The sequence below is a fragment of the Stieleria maiorica genome, from assembly GCF_008035925.1.
Lineage (GTDB): Bacteria > Planctomycetota > Planctomycetia > Pirellulales > Pirellulaceae > Stieleria > Stieleria maiorica.
The window spans coordinates 8,809,121-8,822,902 of record NZ_CP036264.1 but is presented as its reverse complement, the minus strand read 5'-3'; the positions used below and the strand labels follow the sequence as shown (position 1 = coordinate 8,822,902).

General features: G+C 59.0%; 10 protein-coding genes. 8 read left to right on the top strand and 2 right to left on the bottom strand.

All coding sequences use genetic code 11. From position 1 onward, the window contains the following. Nucleotides 1-7 precede the first annotated feature (7 nt). Both Mal15_RS29935 and Mal15_RS29930 read left to right on the top strand, forming a co-directional pair. Entirely contained in the window at nt 8-1,408 is a 1,401-nt protein-coding gene (locus tag Mal15_RS29935; protein WP_147871106.1) for an FHA domain-containing protein, read from the top strand. Nucleotides 1,409-1,485: 77 nt separating this feature from the next. Continuing rightward, entirely contained in the window at nt 1,486-2,658 is a 1,173-nt protein-coding gene (locus Mal15_RS29930; protein WP_147871105.1) for a hypothetical protein, read from the top strand. A gap of 96 nt (nt 2,659-2,754) precedes the next feature. Here the strand turns inward: Mal15_RS29930 and Mal15_RS29925 are convergent, their stop codons facing one another. Both Mal15_RS29925 and Mal15_RS29920 read right to left on the bottom strand, forming a co-directional pair. After that, entirely contained in the window at nt 2,755-5,709 is a 2,955-nt protein-coding gene (locus Mal15_RS29925; RefSeq protein ID WP_147871104.1) for a mechanosensitive ion channel domain-containing protein, read from the bottom strand. A gap of 82 nt (nt 5,710-5,791) precedes the next feature. Further along, entirely contained in the window at nt 5,792-6,520 is a 729-nt protein-coding gene (locus Mal15_RS29920; RefSeq protein ID WP_390623435.1) for a hypothetical protein, read from the bottom strand. A 326-nt stretch (nt 6,521-6,846) separates the two neighbouring features. Here Mal15_RS29920 and Mal15_RS29915 point away from each other — a divergent pair, with 326 nt between their 5' ends. From Mal15_RS29915 to Mal15_RS29895, 6 genes are all read left to right on the top strand, one after another. Continuing rightward, entirely contained in the window at nt 6,847-8,094 is a 1,248-nt protein-coding gene (locus Mal15_RS29915) for a DUF1559 domain-containing protein (RefSeq protein WP_390623434.1), read from the top strand. A gap of 112 nt (nt 8,095-8,206) precedes the next feature. Continuing rightward, nucleotides 8,207-8,371: a hypothetical protein gene (locus tag Mal15_RS34290; RefSeq protein WP_167547127.1), complete on the top strand. Its 165-nt coding sequence runs from the start codon at nt 8,207-8,209 to the stop codon at nt 8,369-8,371. Between the two features lie 582 nt (nt 8,372-8,953). Next, nucleotides 8,954-10,177: a sensor histidine kinase gene (locus Mal15_RS29910; protein ID WP_147871102.1), complete on the top strand. Its 1,224-nt coding sequence runs from the start codon at nt 8,954-8,956 to the stop codon at nt 10,175-10,177. A 16-nt stretch (nt 10,178-10,193) separates the two neighbouring features. After that, the gene (locus Mal15_RS29905) at nt 10,194-10,751 is read left to right on the top strand and encodes a response regulator (RefSeq protein ID WP_147871101.1); all 558 of its coding nucleotides are present in this window, start codon (nt 10,194-10,196) and stop codon (nt 10,749-10,751) included. Then, entirely contained in the window at nt 10,748-11,266 is a 519-nt protein-coding gene (locus Mal15_RS29900; RefSeq protein WP_147871100.1) for a hypothetical protein, read from the top strand. Before Mal15_RS29905 ends, Mal15_RS29900 begins: the two co-directional genes overlap by 4 nt. 26 nt (nt 11,267-11,292) lie before the next feature. After that, nucleotides 11,293-13,419, top strand: coding sequence for a transglutaminase family protein (locus Mal15_RS29895; protein ID WP_167547125.1), 2,127 nt, complete (start codon nt 11,293-11,295; stop codon nt 13,417-13,419). Nucleotides 13,420-13,782: the final 363 nt, after the last annotated feature.

Genomic DNA, 13,782 nt, shown 5'->3' with positions numbered 1-13,782 from the left:
TAGAGTCATGACTCAAACAGCTTCCGCCGAGCGGCGAATCACGATCGGGCGAGTCGCGGACAACACGATCGTGTTGGATCATGCGAACATCTCCGGACACCATGCACGACTGATCATCCATGGTCGCGAGATCGTGCTCGAAGATCTGGGTTCCACCAACGGGACCTCGATCGGAAAAGTTGAAAATAAGATCAGCCGAGCCAAGGTTGAAGCGACCGACACGGTCTTCTTTGGTTCGACAGCGTATCAAGTCCATCGCTTGATCGAATTGGCCAACCAGTCTGACAGCACACCAGCACCATCGCAGGTACCGTCGGCCCCGAGTTCGTCTGGAACCGCCGGCAAGGCGGGAGATGGATTGCGGGGCCTGAAGTTTGCCGCCGTTGCCGTCGCCTTGGCGTCGTGCCTGGCCCTCATTTTCCTGGTGTGGAGAAGTGGCTCGAACGACGGAATGGGGACTCCCGAGCAGACGACGGTCGATCAGCGGATCGTTGCAGCAGAAAACAACAACGCGACCACAGCCCCTTCCGATCGCGCTCCCGAAAAAACGCCCCGCGCAGCGGAAAATGTCCTACCCGAGGCATCGGGCCGCGAATCAACTCCGCCGGACGATTCGATCGGCCGATCGTTGTTTTTGATCGTTTGTTCGGATCCGGAAAACGAAACACCGTTTCGCGTTGGGAATGGATTTTCGATCGGTCCCAATCGCATCGCCACCAGTGCTTCGGTCATCGATGCGATCGCTGAGTTGCAAGCCAACGGGTTCCCGAATTCATTTTTGTATTCTCCTTCCGCCCAGCAAAGGTGGAAGATCGTGTCGATGAAGCCCCACCCGCAGTACATTCGATGGAACGAGCAGGCGCGGGCGGCTCGGCAGACCCACGACGCGTTGTTCGATCAATTTGAATCGATGCCGCCGAAACCGGAGATGTTTGACAAGGCCAAAGAACGTCTGATCGAGGCCCGGATGAAAGCGATTGAGGCAATGGAACGCAAGACCGCCTATGACGTCGGTGTGATCACGATCGATCGGGCAACCGACCATTGGCTTTCGTCTGCTATGTCCTCAACGTCATTGCGGCCCAAACAAAAACTGGTCGTCGCCGGATATGCCTTTGACCATCAAGACCCGTTCTTCGATCCGGCATTCCCGCTGGTCGTCTCTGAAATGTCTTGTCGAGTTGACCGACAACTGTCGGGGCCCGGCGGATCGGCCGACCGTTTGCTGGCCAGTGCAACGGACGTGCAATCGGAATATGCGTTTCTGGGAAGTCCCGTCATGAATGCTCAAGGAAAAGTGATCGCGGTGTATTCCCGGCCCGGCCCGTCGGACAATGGTGACTCGCAATCCGAGCCGCCGATGTTTGACGCCGCTTTGATTCAACGCATCAATGAATACGATCTATGAGAGCACACCTCCGCAACGAGCGATCACGAACCATGACGAAGCATTCGTTCCAGCATCGTCCGGCCAAGAGCCGATCGATGCACAGTCTCCTTCTTGCGGTCTCGGTCTTCAGCGTTGCTATCGGCGGCGCGGGCACGTTGCGGTCACCGGCAAACGCGCAAGACGTCATCGTCCGACCTGCTTATCCCTCTCGAATTCCGTACCGGGTCCGTTGGGCTGCTTATGATCCGTACTTTGCCGTCACGTCGCGAATTTACGCGCAGGCCGACCTGATCCGGGCCCAAGGCGACGCTGCGGTCAGCTTCGCGTATGCCCGCAATCTGAACGCCGATGCCTACAGCAAAGAGCTGGACAACTGGATCAAGGAGTTGCGAGTTTATTGGGACCGAAAGACGCTGGCGGAGCAGAAGAAATTGGAATTGGAACACGTGCGTCAAATCAAACGGATGAGGTACTTGAACGACCAAAAATGGCAGAACAGCCGGTTTTGGGATCGATTGAAAAACCATCCGGAGTTGAGCAGCAGCCGAATCAAGAACGGATCGGCGTTGAATTTTATGCTCGCCAGATTGGCCGCAACGTCACTGCCCTACCGCTATGATCCCGCCAACAGTCGATTCTCCGATGACGCGCTTGGCCAGTTGAGTCTGGATAAGAGCCTGCTGGCAAACGTCACGCTGAAACAAGGCCCGTTCAAGTTTTCCGCCGATCATGACGTCGACGAAACGATCCAACTGTGGCCCTACATCTTGCGATGGGAAGAATTTGATGACGCCCGCCAAACCTTCCAGCGGATGCGAGCACGCGTCGTCAATGAATCGACCGAGCGGGGGCAGGCGTCGGTGGCCGGCATCCAAGAGTTGCATCAAAGCTTGGTCGCGTTGACCAACGTCTTCCACCGCTCAAAACACGTCGCCGACTGGGTGAAACAACACCGCCGATACACGCAGTTTCACGCGGCCGATCGGTTCCTCCAGGAACTGGACCGGGAAATCGTCCAGCTGGAAAAGACGGGCGACATTCGACCGTTGCGTGGTCAAAGCGGCTATTCCCCCGACACCGATGGCAGCAACCTGATCAGTTTGCTTTGTTTCATGAATCGCAACGGGGTCGAGTTTGCGCCGGCCAGCCCTGGCGGAGAGTTCGCCTATCACAACCTGTTTGTCCTGATGCGCGGACTGTATCTGACGGTGGCCGAGGAAGACGAATCGCTGCGACCGGAAAACCTGGGCGAGCTGGCAACGCCGTAGTGGACGACGCGAGGAGTCCTCGCCGTTTGCAATCCGTTGGGACTCGTCGCCTCGTCCACTACCCCTAAACTCAGGTGTCGACGAAGCACGAGCGATTCACGCCGAGCGTCGCTTGGGGCGGGACGTATCGGTCATCGGGTCGATGTCCGCGTGGCGGATCGCCGGTTGAGTCGGCTGGGTTTTCGCCAACAGGTTGCGCTCGCGCAGATTGCTGCGGACGGTTTCCAAAAGTGCCAGTTGCAACTGTCGGGCGTCGTGGCGGTCTTCGGTCCAGACGTGCAACTCGTAACGCTGTGTCTTTTTTGCGATGCAGACCAAGGTGACTTGAGGTCCCGGGGACTGCAACACATATCGCTCCGCCGAGGCCCACTCGCCGAGCATCCGCCCGATGTCGATCGGTCGTTCTTCACGTCGGACGGAAATCTCGATCGCGACCGTGGTCAGTTTTCCGGCGCCGCGCCAATTGGTGACTTCGTCGCTGAGGAATTTGCGGTTCGGGATCTGCAGTTCGCGGCCTTCGTCGTCGGCCAGGATGGTTGTTCGCAACGTCTGGCTGGCGATCCGTCCGGTCAGCCGTCCGACCGTCACACGATCGCCGACGTTGACCGGTCGCGCGAACAGGACCACCAATCCTCCCAACACGTTTCGCACGATATCCTGAAGCCCAAATCCGATGCCGATCGTGATCCCGACCATCAACCATTGGATCGTCGCCCAGCGCACCCCGATCAGTCGACAGGCCACAAAGCAACCGATCGCAAACAACACGCCGCGTCCGAGCACCAAGATCAGATGCTCCATGCCCTCGTCATAGTCGACTCGCTGAAGCACCAAGGCGTCGAACAGATTCGGCAACAATCGCGAAACATGAATCGCGGCAAACAGAATGGCGGCCGCCCAAACGACATTCAACAGTGTGATCGGCGACGCCTGGGCGACCGATTCTGCAACCGATTGCCCCTGCGCGTTCTCGGCGTAGCTGGTCACCGTGTCCTGGACCGTCCACAAAACAGGATTGGCCAGGCTCATGTTGGGAACCACATCGACCCATAACGCGACAAAGCTGGAGATCAATGCGACGCCGGCGACACACTGCCCGAGAAAGCCGATTTGGTGTTTCAGCACGACATGGGTCTCATTCACCTCTTCTTCGGATTCCGGTTCCTCGATCAAACCGTATTCGTCGTACCGTGGCTCGACTTTGGGCCCCGTCAGGTTGCGCCAGATCTGTTGAAACCCCAGCTGTCCGATTTTCCACACCACGCCCGCGGTCATCACCAAGATCGCCGACCACGTCGCTCGCTTGATCAATTCGCTGGCGGTGTAGCCATAGCCGAGTGCGGACAGGATGCCCATCAAGATCGGAAATCCCAATGCGATCGCGTACCACAGGTGTCCGAATCCGGTTGCCAATCGCCCGCCGAACGCTTCAATCGCCGGGCACAAGAATCCTTTCCCCGGACGCAGCGCAAAGTGCGCCAAACCGGCCACCACCAGCATCATCGTCAGAAAGCCGAACCGGCCCAACGAGTCGCGCCAGATGCCATGGTCGATTTGACCGAGCATCGTGATCGCAAAGGCGCCGGGAACCAACATCAATCCGGCGATCGACCAGTCCTTGAATGCCTCGGCGCGGGTCGTAAACTTCTGCGTCAAATGTTTGTCGACCAAACCGAACGGCCGCAACAACTGTCGTGGCAGTTCGACCAACAATGCGATCAGACTGGCCGCGTAGAAGCCGGTGGCAACTTGCAAGATCAGCTCGGAAACGATGCCTTGATTCAGCCACCACGCGACCGCATAGAATTGAAGTGGCACCACTGCGGCCACACCGAGCGTCAACACGCCCGCCGCCACGACACGGGTCTTTCCGGCTGTCCGCATCTTCGCCCGGCTGCCGATTGCCACCAGCCAGCTTTTCAGCCTCCAACGCACCGCGAACAGGATGCCGACAAAGACCAACAACAGGATCCCCGAGATCTGGTCGTCGGACAGTTTGTCTTGAAGATCGCGTCCCAGTTGGCGCGTGTGCCGAAACTCCAACAACGCCGCCATCCCGCTCTTGGTGTCGGCGAAGTCTTGAATCCTTATCGGGTCGCCGCTGCGAATCCAAGTCGCGTGTCGATTGATCAGCTTGCGGAACTCCGCAGTCGTCGCGCTCGTCGCCGACGCGGTCGAATCGAGTCGGTCCAGGTCGTGGTGGTAGGTTCGGTACCCCGACTTCAGCTCGGTGACCAATTGCATTTGCTGTGACAACAAGTCGATGACTTGCTGACGCAACAGCGGCGTCTCAGTTGGGCGACCGGTGGCGGTCGATTGAGCCAGCATCTGGTCGGCCTGCTGCTGCAGCTGGCCTTCGCCGACCGGCATCAATTCCAGCTCCAACGCTTCGTGTTGAGTGCGTTGAAGCTCTGCCCGGGCAAAATGGTTTTCGTTGTCTTGGGTCTGCCAGGAATCCAGCTGTTCCTTTCGGTGTCGCAGCAGCAGCCCGATCGTCGGGGTCAATCCATACTCCGCCAGTTTCCCGCTGACGGATTGATAATCCGATTGAATTTCAATCAACTTCCGCTCGGCCGTTGCGAGCCGACCTTTCAGGTTGGCGACCGACCACCCAAGCTGCGCAAGTTGTTCGGCGAGTCCGGCATTGGTGTTTGCGATTCCGGCCAGCGGCGGATCGGAACGCTCGGCCAGTTCTCGATTCCAGCGGGCGATCTGGGAGGCGACTTCGGGGGAGATCGCTTCGGCGGTGCGAGCGTCAAAGACGTGGTTCTGCGGCGAATCGGCGACCGAAGTCGTTTTGCCAGCATTTGCGGGGATCTGCAGCAGCGGTCGCTCAGTCGGAGGCCACTGAGTCGCCGGCCACTGGATGCTGTGTTGGGACGCAGCGATTTGAGACGCGGTATTCGAAGGCGCGGTATTCCAAGGCACAGTGAACGGTGGCACGGCACTTTGCCCCACTGCTTGGCCGGCTGCGGACGTCGTCCAGAGCGTCCACGCGATCAGACACGTGGTGCGGAAAAGCGAGCGAGGGGCGAGGCACTGACCGGACATTGTGAATCCAAGGGGATTGCGAAGTTTGCCAAGTCTGTAGATACGGGCCCCGTCGGTCGCGAGTCAAGATTCATGTTTCACGTCAATCCCGCGAATAGATTTTCAGGTCGTCGACGACCACGTTGCGGTGGACGGCCAATCGGAGCATTCGCTTGGTGGGGTGGGCGATGCCCGGCGAGGAGAACGATCCGACGTGCTTGCCGTCGATCGACACGCTCAGGGTGTCGCCGTTTACGGTGGCAACGGCGGTGTACCAGGTTCCCGTATCTAGTTTGTAGTCGAACTTCTTTGATTTCGTCTTCAGCTCGGCTTGCCGGGCCGGCGTGAGCGTGTTGGCTTTTCGGGCCTCACGCGTTTTCAGGTCCATGACCCCGGTTTTCAGATCGGCCAGCTCGGTTTGCTTGACGCCGATGACCACTTTGAACAGGTGCCCCGCCCAGACTTCCTTGCACTCGAGGTCGGCAAAGTTCAGACCCAGCGTGTCCTTGGGGTGTTCCAACATGAACTTCAATTCGACCGATCCGTTTCGGAATTCGGCCGGATGGGTAACCGAGACGCCGTGGTCGGCATCCTTGTGCAGATAGATGTACATGGCACCGTTTCGCAAGTCGACTTGCTTGTTGCCGCCGGCGCGTCGCTCGCTGTTGGTCCCCCAGCCGTTGCCGACTTCGTCTTTCAGCTCCTGAGATTCGTTGCGTTGAAAGTCATCGGAAAAAATCAACCTGCCTCGATCGGCGGCGTGGAGGTTTGCTGCGACCGAGCAAGCGGAAAAAAAGAGCAGACAAGCAACGAGAGTCGGTGACTGGGTCATGGTGTTGGTGGAGGATTCAAGGGGAGTGATGATTTGAGCCATTGTCATGGTAAGCCTAAGGGGACAAACCGGTCCACTAAGTACAACTCCATCCGGGTTCGGCCAGATCGGCCAGCGGTCCTACCGGTCGACCCGAAGGGAAATCTCCAACATTCTTTGGTTAATTCTCGGAACTGGAATCCGCTGGGCGAGTTTATTGTGCTTAGACAGTTCGGTGAAGCGCGCTTCGGCGTTTGCGGCTCAATGACCCGCTTTGCCGGGCCAATATATTCGACCGCGTTTGTTTGCGGTCGGAATCTGAGTTTCCATATTATTTAAAGACGTCTATGAACCACATGCCCGTCCGTCGACGAGCGTTCACGTTGGTGGAATTGCTTGTCGTTATCGCCATCATTGGCATTCTCGTTGGTCTGCTGCTTCCGGCGGTTCAAGCGGCGCGCGAAGCGGCACGACGAATGAGTTGCAGCAACAATTTCAAGCAGATCGGCCTGGCGATCCACAATTACCACTCGGCGTACAAACAGCTTCCGATCCACGGAACGGGGACGTACATTCCCGGCGGACGCGACATTTGGGACACGAACCCGGGTCGGGAGATTTCGGCAAACCACCGGCTATCGTTCTTGGTGGGAATCGTGCCCTTCGTGGAACAGCAAGGATTGTGGGACATGCTCGCGAATCCACACGGATTTAACACCGACGGCTCGGTGCACAGCCCGCCTTGGCAGGCGATGGGGCCGCACCCGGACCGTGTTCTCTATCCGCCGTGGGCATTTGAAACCCCGACGTTCCGTTGCCCCAGTGATCCCGGAGTCGGACTGCCGGCACTCGGACGAACCAATTATGCCGCTTGCGCAGGCGACTCGGCGGTTCACTCCCGAGACCCCTACCTGAACATCGACGAAAAGTCGGAAGATGCAACCGTGACATTCCCATACTCCGTCGACACGGGGCATGCCAATCAGTCCAACGGTTCACAGCGGGGGATGTTTGTCAACAATCGCGGCATGAAGTTTCGTGACGTCTTGGATGGACTTTCCAATACGATCATGTGCGGTGAGATCGCCACCGATTTGGGTGACAACGACAACCGCACGACGCTTCCGACCAACACGGGTGCGCACGCGGCCCCCCAGGAAAAGAACCAGTGTCGTTTGGACCCGTCCTACGCGGTGCCCTATATCGATCCGGACCGTCCGCGGTTTTGGTTGCCGACCGGTTTGACCAGCAATGTTGCATGGGGACGGGGATTTCGTTGGCATGACATGATGCCGCCATACACACAGATGACGACCGTTCTGTCGCCGAACAAGCTGCTCTGTTCCGACGGTCGGGATCACCGCGATGTTGTTTCTCCACCGTCCAGCCGTCACCAGGGTGGCGTCCATGTCTTGATGGGAGACGGTGCGGTCGTCTTCATTACCGATTCGATCGAAGCGGGAAATCCCAACGCCCCGCAAGTCTCGCACCGCGCCGGTTCGCCGCCGCCGGGAAGCCCCAGCCCCTTCGGGCTGTGGGGCGCGCTCGGCTCGCGTGCTGGCGGCGAAGTGATCCAAGAGCAACTCAACCAATAGGTAGGTCGCTCAACCGATCGAGACCTCGATACCATGCACGAACGCTCGATGCACACCAGCGTCGGGCGTTCAAGCGATTCATGACCTTTAGAATTTAACGGACAATCAATCAATGAAATACTGGATGATCTTGCTGTGCCTTGTTCTGACCGGTTGCAAACCGTCAAGTTCGGGGAACGTCGTGGACACCTCGGACCAGACTGCCATGGAGGCGTATGAAGCAGCGATTGCCGAAGGCGATCGCATGCAAGCGGGGGACAAGGAATTCAAGGATTGATCTCAAGCCACCGCTTTGCGTTTCAGCGACCTAGTGCAGCGACCTAGTGTTCTGTCAGCATCAAGTTTTCGGGTTGCGTTTGTCGAGCGGAAAATGGATCAGGTACCAAAAACGGAATGGCCCGAAGGGTGCTTCGCATTTTTGGTACCTGATCCGAATGGCACGGGGATAAGCCGATATGCTGAGCCGTCGGCGCTAGCCTCGGGTCTTACCGCCGTGTTAAAAACGTATCAAGGCCCGCGGCTAGTGCCGTCGGCTCACTAAGCCCGTGCCATTCGTGCCTGATCCCGTTTCCGCGGCACCCTAAGTTCAAAAGTTGACGTAGCACCAGTGCCAACGGCCAGCTTTACCATGCGGGCCGTTGGCACACTTCTTTTATTCGCCCGACGTAGTCTTCGCCCGAAGCTGAATCCGCGGCGATTTCGATGTTCCGGCGCGCCAGAGGACGGTTGATCGGCGCTATCCTGTTGCGCATTGCCGCTGGGGTTTTCGGATAAACGGCTGGTCGGATGAAAACCACCCGACGATACCGTAAAGTGATAGGCGTTTGAGTTCGAAGTCTTCGCCAAGGAAACGCCGGTCATGAAAATCCTGGTTGCCGATGACTCGGCGATGATGCGGCATGTTCTGGTCGAATCGCTGAAACAGTGGGACTATGAAATTGTCGCGACGGAAAACGGTGCCGAAGCCTGGCAGCGGTTCCAGCAGGAGCATTTTCCGCTGGTGTTGAGCGACTGGATGATGCCCGAAATGGACGGGTTGGAGTTGGTCACGCGGATCCGGGCCAGTCAGTCGGCCGAGTACACCTACATCATCTTGCTGACGGCGAAATCGGAAAAGGAAGACCTGGTCCATGCGATGGAAGCCGGGGCGGACGATTTTCTAATCAAACCTTGTGATTCCGAAGAATTGCGTGTACGGGTCCGCGAGGGCGAGCGGATCATCCGTTTGGAGCAATCGCTAGCCGAGCAGAACCGCCAGCTCCGTGAAACGCAGGCGGCGCTGGTGCAAAGCGAAAAACTTGCCGGCCTGGGCCAATTGGCCGCCGGAATGGCTCATGAAATCAACAATCCGATCTCCATCGTCTCCAACAATTTGGCCGTGCTTCGCCGCGAGGTCGTCGGGCTGTTGGAATTGGTGGAAAAGCACCGCTCGCTAAGCGACGCGTTGGCGGCGTCACGCCCGGATTTGGCGGGCGAATTGGAACAGCTGGACGAGGACAGCGATTGGGAATGGGTCCAGGAAAACCTGCCACGTCTGTTCGAAAGCTCCTCCGACGGCTTGAAACGGGTGCGTGACATTGTGAAAAACCTCCGCGATTTTGCCCGTTTGGATGAAGCCGAATTCGACCAGGTGGACATCAACGCGTCGCTTCGCTCCACCATCGCGGTGCTGGCCCATAAAATGCAAGCCGGCCAGATCACGGTGAACGTGTCACTGCAAGACGATTTGCCGAGTCTGGTGTGTCATCCGGCCAAGATCCATCAAGTACTGTACAATCTATTACTTAACGGAATCCAAGCGAGCGAGTCCGGTGGACGCGTTGATGCGCGGACGTCGGCGGACGACGATGGAACGATCACCGTCGAAGTGCAAGATCATGGCAGTGGCATCGATGCCGAGCACCTGCCACGCATTTTCGATCCATTTTTCACGACCAAACCGGTGGGCGGGGGGACCGGGATGGGCCTGGCGATCAGTTACGGGATCGTCCGTGACCATGGCGGGACGATCGACGTGAAAAGCGAAAAGGGACGCGGCAGTACCTTCCGTGTGACACTGCCACCGCGGCCCAAATCCGAGTAACATTGGCGTGGGAGTGATGATGACCGGAAAGACGCAGCCGAAACATTCGATTCTACTCGTTGACGACGAACCCGAGATCCTGTTTTCGATCAAGGGGTTGTTGCGACGCGAGTTCAACCTGTACACCGCCGAGAGCGGGGCGGAGGCGTTGGAGCTGCTCCGCCAACATCCCATTCATGTCGTGATGACCGACCAACGGATGCCGGAAATGACCGGGGTGGAATTGATGGGGAAGGTGAAGAACGAATACCCCGACGCGATTCGAATGGTCTTCACCGGATACGCCGACATCAAGGCCGTCATCGACGCGATCAACAAAGGCGGGCTGTTTCGCTACATCACCAAACCCTGGGACCCCGATGAATTGGTCGAAGTGCTCCGCGAAGCCGCGACCGAGTATGATCGCTTGGTCGAGCGACGGCGACTGTTGACCGATCTGCACGACCACGTCGAGCAAGGTCAGCGCTATGCCGAACGGATGCTCGGCCAAAGCCCCGACCTTGATGCCGAAGGTTTGAATCGATTCAATGAAAACGCGACACAACTATTGAGCCGACTGCAATCGCAACGATGACCGACAAAGTCCCCGTCTTGCTGACCGTGCTGGTCGAAACCGGCAACCGTCGCTGGTCTGTTTCCGGAATCACTCCCGATGACCAGGGGGTGCCGCTGATGTGCACCGAGCCGGGGGATTTCGAACCCGTCGTCGGCGAAACGCTTGATGAACAGACCAGTTACCTCCGCCATCGCCTGTCCGGCGTGCTCCAACGCGGCTGCGATCGGCTTTGGGGGCGGCAGATGAAACCGCGGCAAATCATCTTTGTCGCCGACGACGGCATGGAACGCTCTCACCCGACTCTGACCCGCCGCGTCGCCGATCATTTCGTGGAGTGGATGACCAGTCCGCCGGTGGCGTTCTTCGTCTGCACCGGCGGGTTGGTAGACGACGCCGAGTTCACACTCGATCGAATCGCCGGCGACCTCGATTCGGCCGATCAAGACAGCCTGATCACAACGTTGCCGCAGTTGATCAAGGCTCTCGAAGATCGTCAGGCATGGGAAATCGCGGTCAGCAATCCGACCGCGTAGCCGAGGCTCATTGGGAAGGAATCGCGATGGATCCTGACGACGAGGTGATGCAGGCGTTGGCGGACCATGACCGGCGCGTGACTCGTGCCGGACTTTCGATCTGGGTCGGCGCCGAACCGACCTACACCGATCGATTCTCCGAGGCCCCCGAGTGGCTTTTTGATGCGCTCGGTGACGACAAACAAGACCGCGCGCTCAAGATGCTCGCGCGATTGGAGCGGCATCACAAGGGCGCCGCGATCTTGCGCAGCGTCGGCCGACAGTACGGCGGCGAACCGCACCCGCGTTGGTGTGTCGGAATCTATTCGCGACGCGATGGTTTGCGCGTCTGGCCCGGGCCGCCAGATCCGGCCGTCGCAGCCGTTGCGACCACGACCGCAGAAGAGTCAAACGCGACCAAGGTTCCGGCAACACTTTCCGCGACACTGTCCCGCGTCCTGCGATCGATCGGCTTGAGCGCGGCAACCGCGCAAACGCCGCTGCAGGACCGAGTGGTTTTTCGAACCGACGGGACGCCGCCGCCGGTCTGCCAGGGCGACGAACCGGCGCTGGCCCGGGCGTCGCTTCACAGTGAACGCGTCGAGGGGGCAGAGCTGGAAGACGAATTGGCCGACTCGGGCAACTACCTGATCGTCTGCCGTGAACAAGACGGCATCGCGACTCTGGAGTTCCCCAAAATCCCCGATGTGAAGCTGTTCGAACGACTGCTGGACGCCATTGCCAACGTCGCGATTGAACTGGAATTGCCCTCGATCATCCTTTGCGGGTATCCGCCCCCGGTCGATTCCACCGTCTGTTGGACGACGATCACGCCGGACCCGGCGGTGATCGAAGCCAACATGGCACCGGTTGCCGGAACGGTCGACCTGCTGCAGCACTTGCGCCAGTTGGAAAGCGCCGCGAAGCAGGAACGACTGGCCCCGTTGCGGTTGCAGTACAACGGCGTGGAAAGCGATTCCGGCGGAGGCGGGCATATCACTCTCGGCGGTGCCCGGCCTTCGGTCAGCCCGTTCTTGGCCACCGGCCATTTGTTGCCGGGCATCGTGCGTTATTTCAACCAGCATCCCTCGCTATCGTACCTGCACGCCACCGATTCGGTCGGCCCGTCCAGCCAGGCACCTCGCGTGGACGAAAGTCTGAATCATGACTTGTCGGAGTTCGCCCTCGCGCTGGAACTGCTCCGTCGGGTCGACAGCCCAACGCCGGAAACCCTTTGGTCCAGTTTGGCACCGTTTTTGGCCGACCCCTCCGGCAACAGCCATCGCGCCGAGATCAACATCGAGAAACTGTGGAATCCGTTTCTGGGCGGACGCGGCTGCAACGGGCTGGTCGAGTTTCGCGCGTTTCGCATGGCGCCCTCGGCGGAGACAACCGCATCGTTGGCGGCGCTGCTGCGTGCGGTCGTCACGATGCTGGCCAAGCATCCTTTTGAAGAACCGTTGGTCTCGTGGGGCCCGGAGTTGCATTCGCGGTTTTCGCTGCCGTACTTTTTGCATCGGGACATGAAGGAAGTGCTGGCGGATCTGCAGGCCAATGACCAGGGACTCGGGACTCCGCTGGTCGAGCGACTGTTGCGGGATCGCGACCTGATCCTGGCCCAGCGGACGCTCGGTTCGGCACAACTGGAGATCCGCAAGGCGTTGGAGTTCTGGCCGCTGGTCGGCGATGTGGCCACGCAAGAGCGCGGCGGTTCGCGGCTGATCGATTCCAGCACGTCGCGGGTGGAGATTCGATTGCGGTCGAATGATCCGAGTGAAACCCTTGATGACTGGAAAGTCGTCGCCGGCAGTTGGTCGGTCCCATTGCATCAGAGCGTTGATGAAGACGGGCCGGTCGCGCTGGTCGGACTCAGGTATCGAACCTTTGTCCCGCTCCGTGGGCTGCACCCGACGCTCGGCGCCCAGTCGCCGCTGGTACTGACGGTCTCTCATCCACGCCATGGTCACTGGCATGTTTCGCTGCACGAGTGGCATCCCGAAAGCGAACCCTACGCCGGCCTTCCCGCGACGGTCGATGATGCCCGCCGGCGGCGTGAACAACGCTGTGTCATCAAACCGATCGACGCGACGTCGGTCTCATCGCCGACGCAACCTCCCCGTGATGCGATCAGCGATCCGGTCGTCGATCTTCGTTGGCAACAGTTAAACGTGTAGTGGTCGACGCCGGTCAGTGAATCGTCAGCCACCACGATACACGAACTCCGCAAATCATTCCCCTGCCCATCAGGTGAATCGAGGGCGAAGCGGGCGGGAATCGGAAGGCAAAGCGGAAAGCGAAGGGGGGCAAAACGATGGGGGCAAAACGATGGGGGCAAAACGATCGATCGGAATCCGCAGGTGTCCGCACAAGCCCCATCGTCCCCATCATTCTGCCATTTCCGATCACAACATCGTTTTGCCCCCATCGTTTTGCCCAGTTCCCGTCCTCCAGGTTCCACCTCGATTCCGCTCACACGCACATCTCACCTTGCTTCAATGCAATCGTGTGATCCAAATCGCCCCCTTGGGGGCCGAACA

What these genes read in the sequence shown, in the direction of transcription:
- Mal15_RS29935 (WP_147871106.1), top strand. Translation starts at nt 8, where the DNA reads ATGACTCAAACAGCTTCCGCCGAGCGGCGAATCACGATCGGGCGAGTC.
- Mal15_RS29930 (WP_147871105.1), top strand. Translation starts at nt 1,486, where the DNA reads ATGCACAGTCTCCTTCTTGCGGTCTCGGTCTTCAGCGTTGCTATCGGC.
- Mal15_RS29925 (WP_147871104.1), bottom strand. Translation starts at nt 5,709, where the DNA reads ATGTCCGGTCAGTGCCTCGCCCCTCGCTCGCTTTTCCGCACCACGTGT.
- Mal15_RS29920 (WP_390623435.1), bottom strand. Translation starts at nt 6,520, where the DNA reads ATGACCCAGTCACCGACTCTCGTTGCTTGTCTGCTCTTTTTTTCCGCT.
- Mal15_RS29915 (WP_390623434.1), top strand. Translation starts at nt 6,847, where the DNA reads ATGAACCACATGCCCGTCCGTCGACGAGCGTTCACGTTGGTGGAATTG.
- Mal15_RS34290 (WP_167547127.1), top strand. Translation starts at nt 8,207, where the DNA reads ATGAAATACTGGATGATCTTGCTGTGCCTTGTTCTGACCGGTTGCAAA.
- Mal15_RS29910 (WP_147871102.1), top strand. Translation starts at nt 8,954, where the DNA reads ATGAAAATCCTGGTTGCCGATGACTCGGCGATGATGCGGCATGTTCTG.
- Mal15_RS29905 (WP_147871101.1), top strand. Translation starts at nt 10,194, where the DNA reads ATGATGACCGGAAAGACGCAGCCGAAACATTCGATTCTACTCGTTGAC.
- Mal15_RS29900 (WP_147871100.1), top strand. Translation starts at nt 10,748, where the DNA reads ATGACCGACAAAGTCCCCGTCTTGCTGACCGTGCTGGTCGAAACCGGC.
- Mal15_RS29895 (WP_167547125.1), top strand. Translation starts at nt 11,293, where the DNA reads ATGGATCCTGACGACGAGGTGATGCAGGCGTTGGCGGACCATGACCGG.